The organism is Phenylobacterium hankyongense, from assembly GCF_003254505.1.
Lineage (GTDB): Bacteria > Pseudomonadota > Alphaproteobacteria > Caulobacterales > Caulobacteraceae > Phenylobacterium > Phenylobacterium hankyongense.
Window position 1 is genome coordinate 3,671,602 of the sequence record NZ_QFYP01000001.1, and the last position, 21,913, is coordinate 3,693,514.

Genomic DNA, 21,913 nt, shown 5'->3' on the forward strand with positions numbered 1-21,913 from the left:
AGAAGGGACCTACAGCCTTCCCGCCTCGCCCAGGCGGTCCACCAGCCACAGCCTGGCCGGCGGCAGGGGGCGGTTGAGGGGGTTGAAGATGAAGGCTTCGAGGAAGTGGGCGGTGAGGTCGAGGCCGGCGCGGACGTCGCCCGGCTCCAGCCGCGACTGCGAGGACAAGAGGAAGGGCGGCAGCGTCAGCAGGCGGTCCTTGTAGGGCTCGCCGGCGGTGCGGCTGACCGCACGGCCGGTCTTGGGGCTGACGTAGACCAGGTCGTCCACGGCGCCGGTGGCGGCGCACTTGGAGAAGTCGAGCCCGAAGCCCAGCTCCTGCAGCAACCCCGCCTCGAAGCGCACGAACACCGCCGGCCAGTAATCGGTCATCGCCAGCGCCTGGCCGAGCGCCTCGAAGGCCAGGTAGGCGCCAGGATGCGGCTCGCGCTCCGGCAGGGCGCCGGCGGCCACGGCGGCGGCGGCCGAGAGCCCGGCCAGCGCCAGGGCGTCGTCGAACAGCGCCGAGGGCCCCTCGCCCACCGGCTCCAGGGTCGCCGAGCCCAGCTGGTCGGAGACCCGGGCGCGGTAGCGGACCAGCACCTGGGCGCCGGCCTGCAGGAAGGGCTTCATCTTGCGCGAGGCGCCGCCGGCCACGTGGGCGGCGTACTTGCCGTGACGGGCGGTGAGCAGCTCGACGATGGCGCCCGCCTCGCCGAACGGCCGCGCGGAGAGCACGAAGGCGTCGTCCTCGAATTCCATCAGCCCAGCCTATCAGGCGTCGAAGTCGAGCCCCACGTCGCCGTAGAACTCGCGCTTGTCGGCCCAGCGCTCGTCGACCTTCACGTGCAGGAAGAGGTGCACCGGGCGGTCCAGCAAGGTGATCAGCTCCTCGCGGGACTTCTGGCCGATCCACTTCAGCGTCTGGCCGCCCTTGCCGAGGATGATCGGCCGCTGGCTCTCGCGCTCGACGTAGATGGTCTGCTCGATCCGGGCCGAGCCGTCCTTGCGCTCCTCGAAGGCGGTGGTCTCCACCGCCGCCGCGTAGGGCAGCTCCTCGTGGACCCGCAGGTAGATCTTCTCGCGGGTGATCTCGGCGGCCAGCAGGCGCACCGGCAGGTCGGCGGTCTGTTCGGCGGGGTAGAACCAGGGGTTTTCCGGCATCAGGGCCGCGAGCCGCGCCTTCAGGTCGTCGACGCCGTTGCCGTCCTTGGCGGAGATCATGAAGACCTCGGAATAGACGCCGGTCTCGAACAGCCGCTGCGACAGCGCCAGCAGGGTCTCGCGCTTCATGCCGTCGATCTTATTGAGCGCCAGGATAGCCTTCTTGCCCGACGCCTTCAGCCCCTCGACGATGGACTCCACGTCCACCGCCGCCCGGCGGTCGGCGGCCTTGGCCCCGGATTCCGGCGCGGCCAGCTCAGCGACGGAGTCCACCAGGTGGACGATGACGTCGGCGTCCTCGGCGCCGCCCCAGGCGGCCCGGATCATGGCCCGGTCGAGCCGGCGCCTGGGCTGGAAGATCCCCGGGGTGTCGACCAGCACGATCTGGGCGTCGCCCTCCATGGCCACGCCGCGCACCGGGAAGCGCGTGGTCTGCACCTTCTGGGTCACGATGGAGACCTTGGCGCCCACCAGGCGGTTGGTGAGCGTCGACTTCCCCGCATTGGGAGCGCCGATGATGGCCGCAAAGCCCGCATGGGTCATGCGCCCGTCTCCTCGTCCTGCGCACCCGCCGGCGGCGGGCCTTCGCGCTTCAATAGCATCATCTGGGCGGCGGCCTTCTCGGCATCCTGCCGCGAGCGCCCCTCCCCGCGTTCGGGCGCGAAGCCGTCGACCGTCACCGCGATGGTGAAACAGGGCGCGTGGTCGGGGCCGGTGCGGGAGACCAGCTCATAGACCGGCAGCGGCAGGGCGCGGCCCTGCGCCCATTCCTGCAGCTGGGTCTTGGGATCCTTCTCCCGCGGCTCGTGCAGGCGCTCGAACTCCTCGGCCCAGAACTTCAGGAAGAAGGCGCGCGCGGACTCCAGCCCGCCGTCGATGTAGAGGGCGGCGATCAACGCCTCGCAGGCGTCGCCCAGCACCGCGTCGGACTTGCGCGCGCCGATCTTGGTGGCGCTGGCCGACAGCCGCAGGGCGTCGGGCAGGCCGGCGGCCCGCGCCGCGCGCGAGCAGGCGTGGTAGTTGACGAGGCTCGCCATCAGCCGCGACATCTCGCCTTCGCGGGCGTCGGGATCGAGCGCCATCAGCCGCTCGGCGGCGCACAGGTTCAGCACCCGGTCGCCGAGGAATTCCAGCCGCTCGTTGTGGCGCACGGTCCTGGCGCCGTCGCCGACGCTGGCGTGGGTCAGGGCGCGCTCCAGCAGGTCGCGGTCGCCGAACGTGTAGCCGATGCGGCGCTCAAGCTCCGCGACGGCGGCCTCCCGCGCATTCATGGACGCAGCGCGGTCATTGGAGGATGTGGAAGAACCGGCTCGGGCGGGCGTCGAGCACCCAGGTCCAGGGCTTGAAGATCGTCGCGCCCGGGTGCCAGGAGAGCAGGATGATCTGCGCCTTGCCGACCAGGTTCTCGGCCGGCACGTAGCCGACCCCGCCGGCTTCCGGCGTGACGCGGCTGTCCGAGGAGTTGTCGCGGTTGTCGCCCATCATGAAGTAGCTGTGCTCGGGCACCACGAAGACGTCGGTGTTGTCGAGCTCGCCGTCGGTTCCGTAGTCGTTGGTGACGTACGACTTGCCGCCCGGAAGGGTTTCGCGGAAGCGGGCCACGTCACGGACGAAGCCGTAGCCGGAGTCCTCCTTCACCGAGCCGAGGTAGGTGCGCGGCACCTGCTGGCCGTTGAGGTAGAGCAGCCCCTGCTTCATCTGGATGCGGTCGCCCGGCAGGCCGATCAGCCGCTTCACGTAGTCGGTGTGGCCGTCGCGCGGCAGCTTGAACACCACGATGTCCCCGCGGTGCGCCGGCTTCTCCAGAATACGGCCGGAGACGATGTGCGGGCTGAACGGGATCGAGTGGCGCGAGTAGCCGTAGGTGAACTTCGAGACGATGATGTAGTCGCCCTCGTAGAGGTTGGGCTCCATCGACGCCGAGGGGATGGTGAACGGCTGGAAGAACAGCACCCTCAGGAACAGCGCGATCAGCAGCGCATAGACGATGGTCTTGACGATCTCGACGATCTCGCCGAGGGCGCCGGACTTGTCGGGGGTCTGTGCGGCCTGCACGTTGTCGCTCATCGGCTGTCCCAATTATGTCCGGCGCGCCGGACCGGCTGTAGCTACGCGCTGCATACGACGGGAGCAAGGCTAACGGCCGTGAACTCTCGCTCATGAGCTCCGCGGCGGCGTCGCAGACGCCGTGACAAAGGCCGACGGGGCGGCCACATAGCCTCCATGAACCGCACGACGCTCACGCCGCTCCACGCTTTGCTCGCGCTCGCCGTGGTGGCGGTGTGGGGGACCAACTTCGTGGTGATCAAGGTGGGGCTGGGGCGGCTGCCGCCCCTGACCTTCGCGGCCCTGCGGTTCACCTTCGCCCTCGTGCCGGCGGTGTTCTTCGTCAGGCGTCCGGCCGTGCCGTGGCGCAACCTGGCGGCCTATGGCGTGCTGATCGGGGTGGGTCAGTTCGGCGTGCTGTACATCGCCATGCGCAGCATGATCTCGCCGGGCCTGGCCTCGCTGGTGGTGCAGATGCAGGTATTCTTCACCATCGCCCTGGCGATGAAGCTGACCGGCGAGCGGATCCGCGGCTTCCAGGTCGCCGCCCTGGCGCTCGCGGCCGCGGGCCTCGGCTGGCTGATGGCCCACGCCAACGCCGAGGTGACGCCGCTGGGCCTGGCGCTGGTGCTGTTCGCCGCGCTGAGCTGGGCCGGCGGCAACATCGTCGCCCGCGCCTCGGGCGGGGTGAACATGCTGGCCTATGTGGTGTGGGCGAGCCTGTTCTCCGCCCCGCCTCTGTTCGTCCTGGCCCTGCTGGCGGAGGGCTGGCCGGCGATCTCGCAGGGGATCGCCCACGCCGACGCACTCACCTGGGCGGCGGTGCTGTGGCAGTCGGTGGGCAACACCCTGTTCGGCTACGCGGCCTGGGGCTGGCTGCTGGCGCGCTATCCGGCGGCGACCATCTCGCCGCTGTCGCTGCTGGTGCCGGTGTTCGGCATGGCCGCCTCGGCGGTCCTCCTGGGCGAGCCGCTGTCATCATGGAAGCTCACCGCCGCGGCCCTGGTGCTGGGCGGCCTGGCCATCAACACCCTGTGGCCGATGATGGAGCGCAGGCGGGCGGCCAGCGTCGCCTGAAATCGCACGAGCAGCGGAACAAGCACGGCCAAATCCGGGTTGGCGGCGCGGATCGAGGGGACCGCTACGAAAGGACCGCCATGTTTCGCATCTCCACCCTGGTCGCCTCCGCGGCGCTCATGCTGGCCGCAGGCGCCGCCGACGCCAAGCCCTGCCGTGACGCGACCGGTCACTACATCGCCTGTCCGGCTCCGGCCGCTGCAGCCAAGGCGGCGGCCCCTGGCCAGCGCTGCCGAACCGCCAGCGGGGCCTTCACAAAGTGCCCGGCGCCCGCAGCCGCCAACGCGGCCGCTGCGCCCGCGCCCGTGGCAACGCGCACAGTGCAAGCCCGCACCGGCACCGCCACGAGCACCACCGCGATCGTCCCGGCTCACCCGGTAGCGGCCGGCGCCGTCACGGCGCGTTGTAAGGACGGCACCACCAGCCACAGCAAGAGCCGATCCGGCTCCTGCTCTCGGCATGGCGGCGTCGCGGCCTGGCTCTAGCCGGACCAACCTACGTCGCGACCGCCTCGATGATCACAAAGGCCTGGGCGTAGGGGTGGTCGTCGGTGAGGCTGAGATGGATCACCGGCTGATGGCCGGCGGGCGTCATCGCCTGTAGCCGCGCCAAGGCGCCGCCGGTGAGCGCCATGGTCGGCTGGCCCGAGCGCATGTTGACCACGCCCATGTCGCGCCAGAAGACGCCGCGGCGCATGCCTGTGCCGAGCGCCTTGGCGCAGGCCTCCTTGGCGGCGAACCGCTTGGCGTAGCTGGCGGCGCGGTCGGGCTTGCGCTCCGAGCGGGCCCGTTCGATCTCGGTGAAGCAGCGGTTGGTGAAGCGCTCGCCGAACCGCTCCAGGCTGGTCTCGATCCGACGGATGTCGGAGAGGTCCGAGCCGATGCCCAGGATCACGCGGCGCGCACCGCGCGGGCTTCGTCCATCAGGGCGCGCATCCGCTGGATGGCGGGGCCCAGGCCGATGAAGATCGCCTCGCCGATCAGGAAGTGGCCGATGTTCAGCTCCACGACCTCCGGGATGGCGGCGACGGGTTTCACCGTCTCGTAGTCGATGCCGTGGCCGGCGTGGACCTCCAGGCCCAGGGACGCGGCCTGGCGGGCGGCGCCCTTCAGCGCCTCGAGCAGTTGGGGCGCCTCCGACGAGCGGGCGCGCACCGCTTCGCAGTAGGCGCCGGTGTGCAGCTCCACCACCGCCGCGCCGGCGGAGGCGGCGGCGGCGACCTGGGCCGGATCGGGATCGATGAAGCAGGACACCCGGATGCCGGCCTGCGACAGCCGGCCCACCACCGGGGCGATGGTGTTGTGGCCCTTGGCGACGTCGAGGCCGCCCTCGGTGGTCACCTCCTCGCGCCGCTCCGGCACCAGGCAGGCGGCGTGCGGCAGGTGGGCGAGCGCGATCGTCTCCATCTCCGGCGTCACCGCCATCTCCAGGTTCAGCGGCCGGCCGCGACGCCGGGTGATGACCGCCAGCGCGTCGATATCGGCGTCGGAGATGTGCCGGCGGTCCTCCCGCAGGTGGGCGGTGATGCCGTCGGCCCCGGCCGCCAGCGCCATCTCCGCGGCCCGCACCGGGTCGGGATAGCTCTCGCCGCGGGCGTTCCGGACGGTCGCCACGTGGTCGATGTTCACGCCCAGGCGGAGCTTGCTCATGCGTGCAGCCGCCGGCTGCCTGGATCTTCCGCCGGGATGGCCGCCAGCTCGGGCGGCAGCTGGTCGGCGGGATAGGCGGGGATGTCCAGCTGGGCCAGGCTCACGAAGGGCATGCCGGGATCGTAGCGGCCGCCGGTGCGGTCGACGATGGCTGCGGCGACCACCACCTCGCCGCCGGCCTTGCGGATCGCCTCGATGCACTCCTTGGAGGACAGGCCCGTGGAGACGATGTCCTCGACCATGGCGATCCGTGCCCCGGCGGGGATCTGGAAGGCGCGGCGCAGCTTCAGCTCGCCGCCCTCGCGCTCCACGTAGATCGAGGGCACGCCCAGGTGCCGCGCGGTCTCGTAGCCGGGGATGATGCCGCCGACCGCCGGCGAGACGCAGAGGTCCAACTCGCCCACCGTGTCGCGGATCTTGGCCGCCAGCGCCTTGCACAGGCGCTCGGTGCGGTCCGGGTACTGGAAGACCAGGTTCTTCTGCAGGAAGACGCCCGAGTGCAGCCCCGAGGACAGGATGAAGTGGCCTTCGCGCAGGGCGCCGGCGCCGCGGAATTCGTTGAGGACGTCTTCGGTGTTCATGCCCTGGCAGATAGCGAAGTTTCCCGCCCATCGGAAGATGCGGCGCTCGCAGATCAGCCCTTGGCGCGGTCGACGGTCTCGACGCTGGGGTTGGCGCGCAGGGCCGCGGCGATGTGGGTCAGGTGCCGGGCGTCGGTGACGTCGATGTCGAAGTCGACGTCGAAGAAGTCCTGCTGCCGGTGGTGCATGCGCAGGCCCACGATATTGCCGCCGGCCTCGCCGATCACCGTGCAGGTCTGGCCGAGCACGCCGGGCGCGTTGCGGATGGTGGCGGTGAGCTTGGCCCGGGCCACGGAGTTGCGCTCCGCCTCAGGCGTCCACTGCAGGTCGCGCCAGAGCTCCTCGCGGTCTTCGAAGGCCTCCAGGTGCTCGCAGTCGATGGTGTGGACGGTCAGGCCGCGGCCGTCGTTCTCCACGATGCCGACGATGCGGTCGCCGGGCACCGGCGAGCAGGACGGGTCGAAATGGATGCTGACGCCGGGCGTCAGGCCGCCGCCCCGCACGTAGAGCTTGGCGCTCTTGCCGTCCTCGATCCGGTGGCGGGCCGAGGCCGCCTCGCGTTCGGAGGCCTTCAGGCCCGGGAACACCGCCTCCAGCACCTGCGGCGGGGAGATCCGCCCGCGGCCGACGGCGTCGAACAGCTCCTCCTCGGTCGGGAGGGCGAAGCGGTCCAGGGCCGGGCGGAGCGAGACCTCCTTGCGCGACTTGCCGGCCGCCTCGAAGGTCTGGTCGATGGTGGCGCGGCCGAGGCGGGTGAATTCTTCCTTCTCGGTCTGGCGGATGTGCCGGCGGATCGCCGAGCGGGCGCGGCCGGTGACGGTCAGCGAGCGCCAGTCGGGCGGCACCACCGGCTTGCCGCCGCGGATCACCTCCACCACGTCGCCGTTCTGCAGGATGGTGCGCAGCGGCTTGAGCTCGCCGTTGATCTTCACCCCGATGGCGGTGTCGCCGACGTCGGTGTGGACCCCGTAGGCGAAGTCCAGCGGCATCGCCCCGCGGGGCAGGCTGATCAGCCGGCCCTTGGGCGTGAACACGAACACCTGGTCGAGGAACATCTCGAGCTTGGCGTGCTCGACCAGCTCCTCGGCGTCGCCGCCGTGCTCCAGCACCTGGACGAGGTGGCGCAGGTTGACCAGCGGGTCGCGGCCGCCGGCCGCCTTCTGGTGCTCGACATCGAAGCCGTAGGACTGGTCCTTGTAGCGCCAGTGGGCGGCGACGCCCTCCTCCGCCACCCGGTCCATGGCCTCGGTGCGGATCTGCATCTCGATGCGCATGCCGCGCGGGCCGACCACGGTGGTGTGCAGCGACCGGTAGTTGTTCCGCTTCGGCGTGGAGATGAAGTCCTTGAACCGCTCGGGCACGCTCGGCCAAGCGCGGTGGATGACGCCGAGCGCGCGGTAGCAGTCGTCCTCGGTGTCGACGATCACCCGGAAGGCGTAGATGTCGGACAGCTGAGAGAAGCCGATCGACTTGCGCTGCAGCTTGCGCCAGATCGAATAGGGATGCTTCTCGCGGCCGAACACCCGGGCCGGCAGGCCGGCGGCGTCCAGCTTCGAGGCGATCTCGCCGGAGACCAGCGACACCGCCCCGCCCTGCTCGTGCCGCAGCGTGTCGAGGCGCCGGTAGATGGCGTCGCGGGCGACGGGGTTGAGGTGCTCGAAGGCGAGTTCTTCCAGCTCGGTGCAGATCCGGTGCACGCCGATCGAGCGGGCCAGCGGCGCATAGATGTCCAGGGTCTCGCGCGCGATCCGCTCCCGCTTGGCGGGGCTCTTGATGTACTGCAGCGTGCGCATGTTGTGCAGGCGGTCGGCGAGCTTGACCATCAGCACCCGCACGTCGCGGCTGATCGCCAGGATGAACTTGCGCAGGTTCTCCGCCTGGCGGAGGTGCTCGGAGGAGAGCTCCAGCTTGGAGAGCTTGGTGACGCCTTCCACCAGCTCGCCGATCTCCGGCCCGAACAGCTCGTCGATCTCATGCCGCGTGACCGGGGTGTCCTCGATCACGTCGTGCAGCAGGGCGGTGACGATGGTGGCGGTGTCGAGCCGGTAGTCGGTGAGGATGCCCGCCACCTCGATCGGGTGGGCGAAGTAGGGGTCGCCGGAGGCCCGCTTCTGGGCCCCGTGCATCCGCATGGCGTAGACGTAGGCGCGGTTCAGCAGCGCCTCGTCGGCGGTCGGGTCGTAGGACCGGACCTTCTCGATCAGTTCGAACTGACGAAGCAGCTTGGGACGCTTGACGGCGGGGGGCCCTGCGGGGGCCGGAACCCCCTTGTCGGGGGCTCCCTTGTTGGCGATCCCTGCGTCGATGGGCCCGGTGGTCGGGGCGTCCTTCAGCGAGACGGCGGGTTCAGACGCCGCCTGAGCAATTAGGGGTTCTGGGCCTGGTGGGCTCAGTACCGCTCCTCCTGACCGCCGTCGCGGTCGCTCTGCAGGGCGCGAACCAACTCGAGTTCGCTCATCTGCATGTGCGTCGGATCGGCCAGCAGGGCGAGGGTTTCGGCCTCTTCCTCGGCTTCCGAGCGCTCGTCCACCCGCTGCAGGGTGCCGATCAGGTTCTCGCGCAGCTCGTCGGCGTCGACCACGTCGTCCGCGATCTCGCGCAGCGAGACGACCGGGTTCTTGTCGTTGTCGCGATCCACCAGGATCTGCGAGCCGGCCGAGATGGCCCGGGCGCGATGCGCCGCCAGCAGAACGAGGTTGAAGCGGTTCGGCACCTTTTGGATGCAGTCTTCGACGGTGACGCGGGCCATGGAGTCCTCAGGCGGGGGATAGAACCGGAGAAAATAGAGGTTCGGGCCCGATTGTGCAACGCCGCAAAGGCCGCAGGCGCCGAATGAGGAAGCCCTAGACTGGCCCCGCGTCCGCTCCGACGGTGGCCGCCGCAGCCAGCTCGGCCGCCGTCCGGCCCAGCACGGGATGGCGCCAGGCGGGCGCGATCTCAGCCAGCGGGCCCATGACGAACAGGCGCTCATGCGCACGGGGGTGCGGCAGCACCAGTTCCGGGGCTTCGATGACCTGCCGGCCGTAGGCGATGAGGTCGAGATCCAGGGTGCGCGCGGCGTTGCGGGCGGCCCGTTCGCGACCGAACATTTGTTCGAGTGAAAAAAGCCCTTCCAGCACCGTCCGTGGACCGCCGTTCGCCTCGACAATCACGACGCCGTTGCGATACTCAGGCCCGTCCGGATCGGGCCAGGCGGCGGAGCGCCACCAGCCCGACCGGGCGAGCACAGGCAATCCCGCCTGGGCGAAGTGCGCCAAGGTCGCCTCGAGAAGGGCTTCGGACGAGGCGAAATCGCCGGCCAGATTGCTGCCGAGGGCCACGACGACCGCGTCGTCGAGCTCCGCGCCGCCGGCATTTAGGAATTGCGAGCGAATGACCTTCTACCCCACGGACCGGCTGGCGCTCTTCATCGACGGGGCCAACCTGTATTCGGCGGCCAAGGCGATGGGCTTCGACATCGACTACCGCAAGCTCCTGGAGGAGTTCCGCAAGCGCGGCGTGCTGATCCGCGCCTACTACTACACCGCCCTGGTGGAGCAGGAGGAGTACTCGCCGATCCGGCCGCTGGTCGATTGGCTGGACTACAACGGCTACCGCCTGGTGACCAAGGCCGCCCGCGAATACACCGACAGCCAGGGCCGCAAGCGCTGGCGCGGCGACATGGACGTCGAGATCGCCGTCGACATGATGGAGATGGCCGCCTCCGCCGACCACCTGGTGCTGTTCTCCGGCGACGGCGACTTCCGCTGCCTGGTGGAGGCCGTGCAGCGCAAGGGCGCGCGGGTGACCGTGGTCTCGACGGTGAAGTCGCAGCCGCCGATGGCCTCCGACGACCTGCGCCGGCAGGCCGACAACTTCGTGGACCTGGCCGACCTCGCCGACATCATCGGCCGCCCCTCGCGCCTGCCCCGGTTCATCCAGGAAAGCCGCGCCGCCGAGCGCGACCACGCCGAAGATTCCGAGGCCGATGCCGAGGTTTGAGGCCGCGACCGCCGTCGTCGTCGCCCCGGAGCCGCCGCGCAACTGCCCGATCTGCCCGCGGCTGGTGGCCTACCGCGAGGCCAACCGCGCCGCCCAGCCCGACTGGTTCAACGGCCCGGCGCCCTCCTGGGGCGACGAGGGCGCGCGCTTGCTCGTGGTGGGACTCGCGCCCGGCCGCACCGGCGCCAACCGTACGGGCCGGCCGTTCACCGGCGACCATGCCGGCTGGCTGCTCTACGAGACCCTGGGCAAGACCGGCTTCGCCACCGGGACCTATGATCCGAACGGCCAGGACGACCTGCGCCTCGTCGACTGCCTGATCACCAACGCGGTGCGCTGCGCGCCGCCCGGCAACAAGCCGGAGACCGTCGAGGAGGCCAGCTGCCGGCCGTTCCTAGAGGCCCGCATCGCCGCCCTGCCCCGCCTGAAGGTGATCGTCACCCTGGGCGACGTGTCGCGCCGCAACGTGCTGCGCGCGCTGGGCCTGAAGGCCTCGGCCGGGATCGCCGGCCACGGCACGGAGTTCCCCGCCGGCCCCTACGTGGTGCTGAACAGCTACCACTGCTCCAGGCTGAACACGAACACCGGCCGGCTCACACCGCAAATGTTCGAAGCCGTGTTCCAGCGGGCGCGGGCGCTGCTCGCGGCTTAATTGCCCTCGCCCGAGCCTTTTAGCGATACGAACAGCAGTCAGAATTTTGTGTTCTCTGTTTGTTCTGGTACGTTGAGGAGTGGCCAGCGCAGCTCAAACCAACCCCGGTGTTCCTGACGCCCTCGCAAAAGGCGCGGGTTGATGGGCTTATGCCCAAACTCGGAGGTGACGCGCTCGGGGGACGTGCGCGGGACGCCTATGGGAAGGCTCTCAAGAATGGACAGATCAGGGTCCGCTAACGATGGTCGACGGCGACCCGTCCCAAGGTGGGTCGTGCTGTCGCCGCTGTTGGTCAGCTTTCTGTCGTTGGCGGCGAGCCTCCTCCCGGCCTGGTGCGAGCCGGCGTCGAGCCTTGTCTGCACGCGCGCGGCGAACGTCATCTCCTGGATTGGGGCCGGATTCCCGCACGAGCTGGCCTTCCCGCTTTTGATGACGCCGATGAGCCCGCTGGTTGTCGCGGCGTCGCTGGCCGGAGTGGACCTGCTGATTCTGGCGTACGCGCTCCGCTCGCTGCCTCGGGCGATGACCGTGCCGGCCGCGGCTGCGGTCATTGCCGGGTGGGTCGGCGTCACGGTCGCCATGGCCTACGCCATGCCGTTCCTGATGGTTTGGACCTATCGCGCAACTCACTAGGCGGAGGTCCGCAGCGGGCTGGCGCGCGAGCAAATATCTCGCGCATAGTAGCGCTCTTCCTCACTCCGCGGATCATCCAGCGTGCAAGCCTCCAAGTCCTTCGCCCTCGTCGCCGCCCTGGCCGCGGCCGCCCTCGCCTCCTCGGCGCTGGCCGCGCCGAAGCCCGGTCCCGCCCTGCACGACCAGGCGCTGGAGATCCTGACCAAGGGCGTCGCCTTCCGGACGGTGAAGGGCGCGGGCAATACGCCGGCCTATGCCGCCTACCTGAAGGGCGTGCTGGTCGCCGCCGGCTACAAGCCCGACGATGTCCGCGTCGAGGAGACCGACGGCACGGCCATCCTGATCGCCCGCTATCCCGGCGCGGATCCCAGGAAGAAGCCCATTGTCGTGCTCGGCCACATGGACGTGGTGGAAGCCAGGCGCGAGGACTGGCAGCGCGATCCGTTCACGCCGGTGGTGGAGAATGGCTACGTCTACGGCCGCGGCTCGGTGGACAACAAGTTCGACGTCTCGATGGCGGTGGCGACGCTCGCCGAGCTGAGGCGCGAGGGATGGAAGCCCGGCCGCGACGTGATCCTGGCCCTGTCCGGCGACGAGGAGACCGAGATGGCCTCCACCCAGAAGCTGGCGGCCCGGCTGAAGAACGCCGAACTGGTGCTGAACGACGACGCCGGCGGCGGCCTGCTGGGCGAGGACGGCAAGCCGGTGATCTACCAGCTGCAGGCCGGCGAGAAGACCTACGCCGACTTCACCCTGACGGTCACCGATCCCGGCGGCCATTCCAGCCGGCCCGGCCCGACCAACGCCATCGTCGAGCTGGCCCAGGCGCTGGCCAAGGTCGGCGCCTACAAGTTCCCGGCCATGCAGAGCGAGCTGACCACCGCCTACTTCAAGGCCAGCGCCCCGCTGACGCCTGGGCCGGCCGGCGCGGCGATGAAAGCCTACCTCGTCGACCCCAAGGACGAGGCGGCGATCGCTACGCTCTCCGCCGAGCCGGAGTACGTCGGCCAGGTGCGCACCACCTGCGTCGCGACCATGGTCAATGGCGGCCACGCCACCAACGCTCTGCCGCAGAAGGCCACCGCCAACATCAACTGCCGGATCTTCCCCGGCACGCCATCGGAACAGGTGCGCCAGACCCTGGCCAAGGTGATCGACGACCCCAAGGTGACGGTGGCGCGGGTGACGGGCGACGGCTCCATCGACGCCCCGGCCTCGCCGCTTCGGCCCGACGTGATGGCGGCGGTGACCAAGGCGGTGCACGCCCAGCATCCGACCCTGACCATCGTGCCCTCGATGTCGGCGGGCGCCACCGACAGCATGCACTTCCGCGCGCTCGGCGTGCCTAGCTACGGCGTCGCCGGCCTCTACATGAAGCCCTCGGACGACTTCACCCATGGGCTCAACGAGCGCGCGCCGGTGGCCGCCATCGACGGCGCCCTGGCCCACTGGAAGGTGCTGCTCAAGGAGCTGGCGAAGTAGCCGAGCAGGCCTGCCCTAGCGACGGGCCAGCAGGGCGCCGGACGTGCGGGCCTCGTAGAGCGCGGTGACCACGGGGGCGTCGAGCTGGCGCACCGCCTTGTAGCTGACCTCGTGGCGGCAGCGGGCCTCCTGGGCGCGGTAGAGCGGTCCGGAGTTGAAGCGGCAGAAGCGGGTCGAGGCGCCGCGGATCCGGTCGAGCGCCTTCGCCGCGCCGGCGTCGGAGTTGAGGTTCAAGTCGCCGATCCGCACCCGCATCGTGGCCTCCTTGGCCACCGAAGGGAGCGCGATGGATGCGCTCAAGGCTGATGCACACACCACAGCGGCCGCACGCATTCTGTTCATGGCCTGGTGTCCTGGCTGGCATGCCGTCGGCTTGACGACCAGGCCAATTTACGCCCGACGCCGGCTCGCCGCGGCGGGAATCCGTCGGATCCCTGTTCGCGGCGTGACACGAGTCACGGCCCGAGCCGCAGCCCCGACCAAAGATTGGCCAAGCTTCCTCTTGTCGCATGGGTGAAGGAGCGTCGTTCGCATAACACGCTACGCGCGCCTGCGGGGGGCAGGATGCGAGGAGGCCATCGTGCAGTACCGCGTCTACAAGCTCAACCCGGCCGGGCGGATCGTCAGCGGGCACTGGATCGAAGCCGAGGCCGACAGCCAGGCCCGGGTGACGGCGCATGAGATGTGCGACGACGCCACGCCCGCCGTCGAACTCTGGCAAGGCCAGCGCCGCGTGGCCCTGCTGCCCTGCGAAGACGACGCCGTCGCCTGACGCAGGCGCGCCTCAGCGCCGCCAGTAGCGATAGCGCCACGCCTCGGCGAAGCCGGCCTTGCGGTAGAGCGAACGGGCCGGATTGGCCTCCTCCACCTGCAGGAACACCCGCTCGACGCCGCGCGCGGCGATGGCGCGGCCGAGGCCGGCCAGCACCTGGCTGGCGAGCCCGCGGCCCCGGCGGTCCGCCGCCGTGCGCATGCCGTGGATGCCGGCCCAACCGTGGCCGAAGGTGACGACGCCCACCGCCACCGTGCGGCCGTCCTCGCGCACCGCGCCGTAGAGGGCGTCCGGCGAGCGGCTGAGGGCGGCGACCCGGCTGGCCCCGTCCTCGGGGTCGAAGCCGTCGCCGACGAACACCGCGCCCCAGGCCTCGTCGGGCTGGTCCAGCACCTCGCCGGGCTGGTCGCGGAAGGCGGCCAGGCGGGCGACGTCGCCGATCTTCACCAGGGTCGGCTGGACGCCGACGTAGCCGCGGGCGGCCAGGGCGTCGCGAACCCCCGCCAGGCCGGGCGCCTCGGCGATCCGGAACGCCGGCTGCAGGCCCTCGGTCCAGTAAGCGGCCTCGACGTCGTTGAGCGCGTCGGCGGTGGCGGTGTGGCTGAGGGGGACCGCGCTCTTCGCCCGGCCGATGGTCCCGGCGTCCATCGGCGCGAGCCAGCCGTCGATCTCCACCAGCTTGGCCGGCGCGACGCCGGCGACGGTCGCCCGCTCCAGGCTTTCGACGTCCACCTAGCCCTTGTCCCGCATCAGCCGCGCCTTGTCGCGCTGCCAGTCGCGGGCGGCGGTGGCTTCGCGCTTGTCGTGTTCCTTCTTGCCCTTGGCGAGCGAGATCTCGAGCTTCGCCAGGCCCTTGTCGTTCCAGTAGAGCTTGGTCGGGATGATCGTGCGGCCTTCGCGCTGCACGGCGCCGATCAGCCGGTCGATCTCCTTGCGCTTCAGCAGCAGCTTCCGATGCCGGCGCGGCTCGTGGTTGAAGTGCGGGCCGGCCTGGGCGTAGGGCGGGATGTCGGCGTTGACGAGCATGATCTCGTCGCCCTCCACCGCGGCATAGCTCTCGGCGATGTTGGCGCGGCCGTTGCGCAGCGACTTCACCTCAGAGCCGGTGAGCGCCAGCCCGGCCTCGAAGCTCTGCTCCAGGAAATAGTCGAACCGCGCGCGGCGGTTCTCGGCGATCAGCTTGCCGGCCATCAGACGACGCCGGCGTCCCGCATAGCGGCGACCACCTCGGCGCGGGAGGCTTCCGAAGCCGGCACGATCGGCAGGCGCACGTCCTCGGCGCAGAGGCCGAGGTGGGCGAGCGCGAACTTGGTCGGCGACGGCGAGGCGTCGGTGAACAGCGCCCGGTGCAGGCGGATCAGCCGGTCCTGGCCCTCCAGCGCGCCCTGCCACTGGCCGGACAGGGCGTCGTTGTAGAAGATCGCGCACTGCTCGGGCGCGACGTTGGCGGTCACCGAGATGCAGCCGTGGCCGCCGTGGGCCATGTAGCCCAGCGCGCTGGGGTCGTCGCCGGACAGCATCACCCAGTCCGGCCCGCACATCAGCCGCTGGAAGCTGGCGCGCGGCAGGTCGCCGGTGGCGTCCTTGATCCCGACGATGTTCGGCAACTTCGATAGCCTGGCGAGGACCTCGTTGGAGATGTCGACGCTCGTCCGCGAGGGGACGTTGTAGACCAGCACCGGCAGCTGCACCGCCTCGTTGATCGCCGCGTAGTGGGCGTAGAGGCCCTCCTGGCTGGGGCGGTTGTAGTAGGGTGTCACCACCAGGGCGGCGTCCGCGCCGATGGTCTTGGCGTGGCGGACCAGCTCGATGGCCTCGTCGGTGGCGTTGGAGCCGGCCCCGGCGATCACCGGCACGCGGCCCTTCGCCGTCTTCACGCACAGCTCCACCACGCGGCGATGCTCGTCGTGGCTCAGGGTCGCGGTCTCGCCGGTGGTGCCGACCGGCACCAGGCCATGCACGCCGCCGGCGATCTGGCGCTCGACCAGCGCCACGAAGGCCGTTTCGTCCACCGCGCCGTCGCGGAAGGGAGTCACGAGCGCCGGGAGGACGCCCTTGAACAAGGGATCGGACATGGTCTGCAAATTGCCGTGAATAAAGCGCTTGTTGAAGCGACGTTCAGATTTGCCGCGACAATATGGAGGGTGGGTATCACCCGCAACGTCCGTATTCAGTCCGGCGACCCAAAGGGGGCGAGAGTTGCACGCCAAAGCCCGCAAAGCGTTCGTGGCAGCCAGCATGATCCTGCTCGCCGGCGCCGCTGCGCGTGCGCAGCCGAGCGATCCGATCGACGCGCTGCTGCAGCGGGAGGCCCCCTTGCCGCAGCCGGGCGAGCCGATCCGCCAGACCGTCCGCACGCCGCTGTCGCAGGCCGACCTCGGCAATTTCCGCCAGGCGGTGGAGTCCGCCAGGCGCGGCGACATCACCGGCGCCCGCGTGGCGATCGCCGCGATCGACGATTCCACCGCCAAGAAGACCGCCACCTGGGTGCTGGTCGATTCGAACGGTGATTCGCTGGGCTTCTTCGAGGTCGACCAGGCGCGGCGCTCGCTGGCCGGCTGGCCGCGGGCCGCCAAGCGTCAGAACTCAGCCGAGAAGCTGCTGGAGACCTCCGGCAAGACCCCCGCCCAGACGATCGCCTGGTTCGACGGCGCCGAGCCGCAGACCGCCCAGGGCGCCCTGGCGCTGGCCGCCGCCTACCGCGGCCTCGGCCAGACCGACAAGGCCGCGGCCCTGATCCGCCATTGGTGGCGCGACAAGAGCTTCGAAGCCGACGTCCAGCGCAGCATGCTGGCGAGGTTCGCCGACGTGCTGACCGTGGACGACCACGTCCGCCGCACCGACATCCTGCTCTACGGCAGCCAAGGCCCGGCGGCGCGCGACATGATCCCGCTGCTGCCGGCCGACCAGCAGCAGGCGGCGCTGGCGCGGATCGCCCTGCGGGCCAACACCGCCGACGCCAACGAACTGGCCGCCGCCCTGCCGGCCGACGTCGCCCAGAGCCCGGGCGTGGCCTTCGAACGCGCCGCCTATCTGCGCCGCCATGGCCTGAGCGACCTGGCGCTTGGCCAGCTGCAGAACTTCCCGAAGGACGTCGTCACCCAGGACCAGGCCGACCGCGTCTGGGACGAACGCCACCAACTGGTGCTGGCCTCGCTGAAGAACAGCGACTTCAAGAGCGCCTACGCGGCGGCCGCGAGCTCCGGCCTGACGTCGGGGTCCGACGCCACCGAAGCCGAGTTCTACGCCGGCTGGATCGCGCTGACGCGGCTGAAGGACCCGGCCCGCGCGGCGGGGCACTTCGCGGCCATCGACCGGATCGGCTCCTCGCCGATCACCCGGGCCCGCGCCCTCTACTGGCGCGGCCGCGCGGCCGAGGCCAGCGGCGACCAGAACGGCGCCCAGGGATTCTATGAGGCCGCCTCCAAGTACTACACCTGCTTCTACGGCCAGCTGGCCGGCGAGAAGCTCGGCCGGCGGCTGACCCTGCCCGGCGATCCGGAGCTGTCGGCCACGGATCGCGCCCGCTTCGAGGGCCGCGACGCGGTCCAGGCCATGCGCCTGCTCTATGACAGCGGCCAGCGCGACCTGTTCCGCACCTTCGCCCTGTCGCTGGACGACATCCTGCCGACGGTGGAAGACGAAGCGCAACTCGTGGACCTGGTCCGCGGCTACGGCGATCAGGACACCTCCATGAAGGTGGCGCGCGCCGCCGCCCAGCGCGGCTTCATCCTGCCGCAGCGCGCCTATCCCCTCCGCAACCCGCCGCAGGTGATGGGCGGCCCCGAGCCGGCCCTGGTGCTTGGCATCACCCGCCAGGAGAGCGGCTTCGATCCCAACGTGCGCTCCGGCGTCGGCGCGCGCGGCATGATGCAGCTGATGCCGAGCACCGCCGCCATCGTCGCGCGGCGGATCGGAGTGAGCTACTCGGCCGGCATGCTGGACGAGCCCGACTACAACATGCGTCTCGGCTCGAGCTTCCTGGGCCAGCTGGTGAGCCAGTTCTCCGGCTCCTACATCATGGCCGCGGCGGCCTACAACGCCGGGCCCGGACGGCCGACCCAGTGGTCCGGCTACTGCGGCGATCCGCGCGGCGCCAGCACCGATCCGGTCGACTTCATCGAATGCATCCCGTTCTCGGAGACCCGCAACTACGTGATGCGGGTGATGGAGAACATGCAGGTCTACCGCGCCAAGCTGAACGGCGGCTCGGTCCCGCTCACCCTGTCCTCCGACCTGCAGCGCGGGGCCTACAACTACCCACCCGCCTTGCCGAGCGTGGCCTCGACCGGGTCCTAGGCGCGCCGCGTCCGCAACCAGCACGCCACGAACAGCGCGCCCCAGACCAGATCGAGGGTGGCGAAACCCACGACCGGCGCCGGCACGCGGCCCTGGGCGGCGAGCGCATAGACGACGACGCCCCAGACGAGCTTTTCGAGGACCGCGACAGGCATGACCCTGCGCAGTCCGACCGGATCGCGGCCGACCAGCAGGAAGAGCACCTGGAAGGTCAGCGCCGCGCCCAGGAAGCCGTAGAAGTATTCCGGATGGGTGATCGGCGCGGAAGCCTGGCCGATGGCCTTTTCGAGGAACAGGAACGGCGTCAGCACAATGAGGCCGTAGATCCCGGCCAGCGTGAACACCCATTTTGCGAACGTCATCTCGCCCTCCCCCGTGAAAATCCCCTAGGCGCGTCTCCGTGCGGAGACGATCGGCCCATTGGCGGTCTCCTCGACCCGGCCGTCCAGGGCGAAGGCCTGGGCCAGCACCGTAGGCGTCAGCGCCTCGCGCGGCGGGGCGTCGGCGATAATCCGGCCCTCGTGCAGCACCGCCAGCCGGTCGCAGGTCCGCGCCGCCAGGCTGAGATCGTGAAGGGTCAGGACCACGGCCGCGCCCCGTCGCGCCTCCTCGCGGAACAGCTCCAGCGCCAGCAACTGGGCGTCGGGGTCGAGGCCGGCGGCGGGCTCGTCGGCCACCAGCAGCGGCGCCGCGGCGGCCAGCAGCCGGGCCAGCAGCGCGCGGCCACGCTCGCCGCCCGACATGTCGAGCACGCCGCGGTCGGCAAGGTCGCCCAGGCCAACCCTCGTCAGCGCCGCGTGCGCGCGCGACTTCGCCTCCGCCGGCGGCCGGTGGAAGGCGCCGAGGCTCGCCACCCGCCAGGCCGGCAGGTTCCAGCCGACGCGGCGCTCCTGGGGCAGGTAGGCGACCAGCGCCGCGCGCACCGTGTCGGCCATGCCGTGGACGTCGCGGCCGCCCAGCCTGGCGGAGCCGGCCTCCAGGTGCGCCAGGCCGAGCGCGGCGCGCAGAAGGGTGGTCTTGCCGGCGCCGTTGGCGCCGATGACGCCCAGCACCTCGCCCGGCAGGGCGCTCAGCGTGGCGGCCTCCAGCACCCGGCGCGGACCGCGGCGGACGCTGGCGCCCTCAAGCTCCAGGGCCGGGGTCATCCGCGCCAGCTCCGCGCCGCGCGCCAGGCGATCAGGGCGAACAGCGGCGCGCCGAACAGGGCGGTGACCACCCCGAGCTTCAGCTCCAGGTCGGTGGGGATCAGCCGGGCGGCGAGGTCGGCGGCCACCAGCAGGCCCGCGCCCGCAAGCGCCGAAGGGACCAGCACGCGGCCGGGATCGGCGCCGGAGCCGGCCCGCACCAGGTGGGGCGCCGCCAGGCCCACGAAGCCGACGATGCCGGACATGGCCACCGCGGCTCCGGTCAGCAGCGAGGCCCCCGCCACCGCCGCGCCTCGCAAGCGCGCCATGGGCAGGCCCGAAAGCGCCGCGGTTTCCTCCCCCAGCGTCAGCATGACCAGCCCGCGGGCGGCGTAGGCGCAAAGGCCGGCGCCCACCGCCATCGGGATCAGCTCGCGGCCGATGTCGTTCCAGTCGCGGTTGGCGACCGAGCCCAGCAGCCAGGAGAACACCTCCGCCAGGGTCACCGGTGAGGGCGAGAAATTGAACACCAGCGAGGTCAGGGCGCCGGCGAAGGCCGACAGCGCGACGCCGAACAGGATCAGGGTCTCCGGCTCGCGGAAGCGGGCGGCGAGCGCGGTGAGCAGCAGGCCGGTGGCCACCGCCGCGGTCAGCGCCGCCCCCTCGACCGCCCCGGCCGAGCCCGCCAGGCCCAGCGAGATCGCCAGCGCCGCGCCAAGCCCGGCCCCGCCGGAGACGCCGAGCACGCCCGGATCGGCCAGCGGGTTGCGCAGCAGTCCCTGCATCACCGCGCCCGCCAGCCCCAGCGCCGCCCCCACCACGGCGGCGGCGACGGTGCGAGGCGCACGGATCCGCCACAGAACCTCGCCCGGTCCCGAGGCCGGGTCGGCGACGGCCTGGGCGACCTGGGCGGCGCTCAGCCGGGTCTCGCCCAGCCACAGGCCCGCGGCGATCAGCGCCAGCAGGCCCAGCGCCAGCAGCAGGTTCAGGCGCAGGTCCTTCACCGCGGCGGCCCGACAGGCGCCCGGGCGGCGAGCAGTTCGGCGGCTTCGGCGGCCCCCCAGTCGGGACAGCCCAGCATCGCGCCCGGCAGGCTGGCGGCCGCCCGCTCGCGCACCACGCGCTGCAGCACCTCGTGGCGGCCCGCGCCCCAGGAGTCGCCGGCCAGCTGGAAGCTGTCGAAGAAGCCCAGCACCACCCGCTTCGGGGGATCGAGGGCGAGGCCCTCCAGCGAGACCGTCTGGTAGCCGGGCCGCTGCTCGGCGTTGGTCATGCCCGCCGCGCGCAGCACGGCGTCCACCAGGGTGCCGGAGCCGGCCGTCACCCCGCCCGGCGTCAGATAGAGGGCCCGGGTCCCGCGCCAGGCGCCGGCCGCGTGGGCCAGGCGGCGGTCCATGTCGGCGATCAGCGCCTCGCCGGCGGGGCCCTGGTCCAGGGTCGCGGCCACCTGGCGGATGTTGCGGCGGACATCGTCGAAGCCGGACGCCTCGCCGAGCGTCACCACCCGCACGCCGCGCGCCTGCAGGGCGCGCACCAGCCGCGGGTCGCCGCCCCAGTAGCGGACCACCACCTGCGGCCGCGCGAGCAGGGCCGACTCCAGGTCCACCCGCTGCAGCGGCAGGCTGCGGGCCAGGGCGCGCAGGCGGGAATCGGCGTCGTCCGCGCGGGTGGAGAGGCCGGCGATCGCGGTGCGGGGGCTCAGGGCCAGGACGTACTGGTCGGCGCACTGGTCGAGGGAGATGACCCGAGGCTGGGCGGCGGCGGCAGGTCCCGCGAACGCCAGCCCTGCGGCCAGCGCGGCGAGGATCAGTCGACCACCAGCCCGTTCATCAGCCCGTCGAGGGTGACCTGGATCAGCTCTTCCTGCGGCGCCCAGGTGAACGACGGACGCGCGGCGAGCAGGGCCACGACGCCGTGGCAGGACATCCACAGCGCCTGGGCGGCCGAATCGGCGGTGCCGGTGCGCAGGCGGCCGGTGGCGGCGATCTCGCGGACCACCCCTGAGAAGATCTCGTAGCATTGGGTGCTCAGGTCCACCGTGTCCTCGGGCCAGAGGGCAGCGGATAGCGGACGCGGCGCCGAATAGACAAGCTGATAGGCGTTCGGATGCTCCAGCCCCCAGCGCATGTAGGCGTCGAGCATCATCTTCACCCGCACCACCGGATCCAGCGGCTTGGCGGCGATCTCGCCATTGCGCTCCAGGAGCAGCCTCAGGGTCCGCTCGCAGATCTCGAAGAGGATGCAGCCCTTGTCCTGGAAATGCATGTAGAGGGCGGTGGAGGAGACCCCCACCTCATCGGCGATCTTGCGGATCGTGGCGCCTTCATAGCCCTCGGCGATGAAGATGCGTTCGGCGGCCTCCAGGATCTCGGCGCGCCGAAGATGGCCGTCGCCTTTCGCCTTGCGCGCCGAACGGCGCGTGGTGGTCGCTGCTGCGGTCACGAGAATCCTTCCATCTCCTCCGAATACGGGTA

27 protein-coding genes are annotated in these 21,913 nt (G+C 71.1%); 8 read left to right on the plus strand and 19 right to left on the minus strand.

Features of this window, described 5'->3' with window-relative positions:
* Positions 1 to 9: 9 nt before the first annotated feature.
* From recO to lepB, 4 genes are read right to left on the minus strand one after another with little or no spacing between them, the layout of a single operon-like run.
* Positions 10 to 741, minus strand: coding sequence for a DNA repair protein RecO (gene recO, locus DJ021_RS17585; RefSeq protein ID WP_111458773.1), 732 nt, complete (start codon positions 739 to 741; stop codon positions 10 to 12).
* A gap of 12 nt (positions 742 to 753) precedes the next feature.
* The gene (gene era, locus DJ021_RS17590; protein WP_111458774.1) at positions 754 to 1,686 is read right to left on the minus strand and encodes a GTPase Era; all 933 of its coding nucleotides are present in this window, start codon (positions 1,684 to 1,686) and stop codon (positions 754 to 756) included.
* On the minus strand, positions 1,683 to 2,414 hold the full coding sequence (gene rnc, locus DJ021_RS17595) for a ribonuclease III (protein ID WP_111458775.1): 732 nt from the start codon (positions 2,412 to 2,414) through the stop codon (positions 1,683 to 1,685). Before rnc ends, era begins: the two co-directional genes overlap by 4 nt.
* A gap of 13 nt (positions 2,415 to 2,427) precedes the next feature.
* Positions 2,428 to 3,210, minus strand: a complete 783-nt coding sequence (gene lepB, locus DJ021_RS17600; RefSeq protein WP_111458776.1) for a signal peptidase I — start codon at positions 3,208 to 3,210, stop codon at positions 2,428 to 2,430.
* 156 nt (positions 3,211 to 3,366) lie between these two features.
* Between lepB and DJ021_RS17605 the strand changes: the two genes are divergently transcribed.
* Positions 3,367 to 4,266 carry an EamA family transporter gene (locus DJ021_RS17605; RefSeq protein ID WP_111458777.1) on the plus strand — a complete coding sequence of 300 codons (900 nt, stop codon included), beginning with the start codon at positions 3,367 to 3,369 and terminating at the stop codon, positions 4,264 to 4,266.
* A gap of 80 nt (positions 4,267 to 4,346) precedes the next feature.
* A complete protein-coding gene (locus DJ021_RS17610) occupies positions 4,347 to 4,751 on the plus strand; it encodes a DUF3761 domain-containing protein (RefSeq protein WP_207801872.1) in 405 nt (134 codons plus the stop codon).
* A 10-nt stretch (positions 4,752 to 4,761) separates the two neighbouring features.
* On the opposite strand, the gene acpS is transcribed toward DJ021_RS17610, so the two are convergent.
* The 6 genes from acpS to folK form a co-directional block, all read right to left on the minus strand.
* Positions 4,762 to 5,160: a holo-ACP synthase gene (gene acpS, locus DJ021_RS17615; RefSeq protein WP_111458778.1), complete on the minus strand. Its 399-nt coding sequence runs from the start codon at positions 5,158 to 5,160 to the stop codon at positions 4,762 to 4,764.
* The gene (locus DJ021_RS17620) at positions 5,157 to 5,915 is read right to left on the minus strand and encodes a pyridoxine 5'-phosphate synthase (protein ID WP_111458779.1); all 759 of its coding nucleotides are present in this window, start codon (positions 5,913 to 5,915) and stop codon (positions 5,157 to 5,159) included. The genes acpS and DJ021_RS17620 overlap by 4 nt, the downstream gene beginning before the upstream one ends.
* Complete coding sequence (gene pyrE / locus DJ021_RS17625; protein ID WP_111458780.1) at positions 5,912 to 6,496, minus strand: orotate phosphoribosyltransferase; 585 nt, start codon at positions 6,494 to 6,496, stop codon at positions 5,912 to 5,914. The genes DJ021_RS17620 and pyrE overlap by 4 nt, the downstream gene beginning before the upstream one ends.
* A 53-nt stretch (positions 6,497 to 6,549) precedes the next feature.
* Complete coding sequence (locus DJ021_RS17630; protein WP_111458781.1) at positions 6,550 to 8,790, minus strand: RelA/SpoT family protein; 2,241 nt, start codon at positions 8,788 to 8,790, stop codon at positions 6,550 to 6,552.
* A 95-nt stretch (positions 8,791 to 8,885) separates the two neighbouring features.
* On the minus strand, positions 8,886 to 9,245 hold the full coding sequence (gene rpoZ / locus DJ021_RS17635; protein WP_111458782.1) for a DNA-directed RNA polymerase subunit omega: 360 nt from the start codon (positions 9,243 to 9,245) through the stop codon (positions 8,886 to 8,888).
* Positions 9,246 to 9,339: 94 nt separating this feature from the next.
* The gene (gene folK, locus DJ021_RS17640) at positions 9,340 to 9,816 is read right to left on the minus strand and encodes a 2-amino-4-hydroxy-6-hydroxymethyldihydropteridine diphosphokinase (protein ID WP_111458783.1); all 477 of its coding nucleotides are present in this window, start codon (positions 9,814 to 9,816) and stop codon (positions 9,340 to 9,342) included.
* Between the two features lie 52 nt (positions 9,817 to 9,868).
* Here folK and DJ021_RS17645 point away from each other — a divergent pair, with 52 nt between their 5' ends.
* The 4 genes from DJ021_RS17645 (at position 9,869) to DJ021_RS17660 (ending at position 13,244) form a co-directional block, all read left to right on the plus strand.
* A complete protein-coding gene (locus tag DJ021_RS17645) occupies positions 9,869 to 10,477 on the plus strand; it encodes a LabA-like NYN domain-containing protein (RefSeq protein WP_111458784.1) in 609 nt (202 codons plus the stop codon).
* On the plus strand, positions 10,464 to 11,129 hold the full coding sequence (locus DJ021_RS17650) for a uracil-DNA glycosylase (protein WP_111458785.1): 666 nt from the start codon (positions 10,464 to 10,466) through the stop codon (positions 11,127 to 11,129). The genes DJ021_RS17645 and DJ021_RS17650 overlap by 14 nt, the downstream gene beginning before the upstream one ends.
* Before the next feature lie 273 nt (positions 11,130 to 11,402).
* The gene (locus tag DJ021_RS17655) at positions 11,403 to 11,762 is read left to right on the plus strand and encodes a hypothetical protein (protein ID WP_111458786.1); all 360 of its coding nucleotides are present in this window, start codon (positions 11,403 to 11,405) and stop codon (positions 11,760 to 11,762) included.
* Between the two features lie 81 nt (positions 11,763 to 11,843).
* Positions 11,844 to 13,244, plus strand: coding sequence for a M20/M25/M40 family metallo-hydrolase (locus DJ021_RS17660; protein WP_111458787.1), 1,401 nt, complete (start codon positions 11,844 to 11,846; stop codon positions 13,242 to 13,244).
* 15 nt (positions 13,245 to 13,259) lie between these two features.
* On the opposite strand, the gene DJ021_RS17665 is transcribed toward DJ021_RS17660, so the two are convergent.
* Positions 13,260 to 13,586, minus strand: a complete 327-nt coding sequence (locus DJ021_RS17665; protein WP_111458788.1) for a UrcA family protein — start codon at positions 13,584 to 13,586, stop codon at positions 13,260 to 13,262.
* Positions 13,587 to 13,824: 238 nt separating this feature from the next.
* On the opposite strand from DJ021_RS17665, the gene DJ021_RS17670 reads away from it, so the two are divergent.
* Positions 13,825 to 14,016 carry a hypothetical protein gene (locus DJ021_RS17670; RefSeq protein WP_111458789.1) on the plus strand — a complete coding sequence of 64 codons (192 nt, stop codon included), beginning with the start codon at positions 13,825 to 13,827 and terminating at the stop codon, positions 14,014 to 14,016.
* A 12-nt stretch (positions 14,017 to 14,028) separates the two neighbouring features.
* On the opposite strand, the gene DJ021_RS17675 is transcribed toward DJ021_RS17670, so the two are convergent.
* Genes DJ021_RS17675 through dapA form a run of 3 tightly spaced genes read right to left on the minus strand, consistent with a single transcriptional unit; the run spans position 14,029 to position 16,091 of the window.
* Positions 14,029 to 14,748 (minus strand): GNAT family N-acetyltransferase, encoded by a 720-nt coding sequence (locus DJ021_RS17675; RefSeq protein ID WP_243626078.1) that lies wholly within the window; start codon positions 14,746 to 14,748, stop codon positions 14,029 to 14,031.
* The gene (smpB, locus tag DJ021_RS17680) at positions 14,749 to 15,207 is read right to left on the minus strand and encodes an SsrA-binding protein SmpB (protein WP_111458790.1); all 459 of its coding nucleotides are present in this window, start codon (positions 15,205 to 15,207) and stop codon (positions 14,749 to 14,751) included.
* The gene (dapA, locus tag DJ021_RS17685) at positions 15,207 to 16,091 is read right to left on the minus strand and encodes a 4-hydroxy-tetrahydrodipicolinate synthase (RefSeq protein ID WP_111458791.1); all 885 of its coding nucleotides are present in this window, start codon (positions 16,089 to 16,091) and stop codon (positions 15,207 to 15,209) included. The genes smpB and dapA overlap by 1 nt, the downstream gene beginning before the upstream one ends.
* A 151-nt stretch (positions 16,092 to 16,242) precedes the next feature.
* On the opposite strand from dapA, the gene DJ021_RS17690 reads away from it, so the two are divergent.
* Positions 16,243 to 18,315 (plus strand): lytic transglycosylase domain-containing protein, encoded by a 2,073-nt coding sequence (locus tag DJ021_RS17690; protein ID WP_243626080.1) that lies wholly within the window; start codon positions 16,243 to 16,245, stop codon positions 18,313 to 18,315.
* Here DJ021_RS17690 and DJ021_RS17695 read toward each other — a convergent pair.
* From DJ021_RS17695 to DJ021_RS19230, 5 genes are read right to left on the minus strand one after another with little or no spacing between them, the layout of a single operon-like run.
* Complete coding sequence (locus tag DJ021_RS17695; RefSeq protein WP_111458793.1) at positions 18,312 to 18,677, minus strand: hypothetical protein; 366 nt, start codon at positions 18,675 to 18,677, stop codon at positions 18,312 to 18,314. The two genes, DJ021_RS17690 and DJ021_RS17695, sit on opposite strands and share 4 nt — an antisense overlap.
* A gap of 24 nt (positions 18,678 to 18,701) precedes the next feature.
* Positions 18,702 to 19,460, minus strand: coding sequence for an ABC transporter ATP-binding protein (locus DJ021_RS17700; protein ID WP_111458794.1), 759 nt, complete (start codon positions 19,458 to 19,460; stop codon positions 18,702 to 18,704).
* Positions 19,457 to 20,443, minus strand: a complete 987-nt coding sequence (locus DJ021_RS17705) for a FecCD family ABC transporter permease (protein WP_111458795.1) — start codon at positions 20,441 to 20,443, stop codon at positions 19,457 to 19,459. The genes DJ021_RS17700 and DJ021_RS17705 overlap by 4 nt, the downstream gene beginning before the upstream one ends.
* The gene (locus DJ021_RS17710; protein WP_111459167.1) at positions 20,440 to 21,249 is read right to left on the minus strand and encodes an ABC transporter substrate-binding protein; all 810 of its coding nucleotides are present in this window, start codon (positions 21,247 to 21,249) and stop codon (positions 20,440 to 20,442) included. The genes DJ021_RS17705 and DJ021_RS17710 overlap by 4 nt, the downstream gene beginning before the upstream one ends.
* Positions 21,246 to 21,881 carry a TetR/AcrR family transcriptional regulator gene (locus DJ021_RS19230; RefSeq protein WP_111458796.1) on the minus strand — a complete coding sequence of 212 codons (636 nt, stop codon included), beginning with the start codon at positions 21,879 to 21,881 and terminating at the stop codon, positions 21,246 to 21,248. Before DJ021_RS19230 ends, DJ021_RS17710 begins: the two co-directional genes overlap by 4 nt.
* Positions 21,882 to 21,913: the final 32 nt, after the last annotated feature.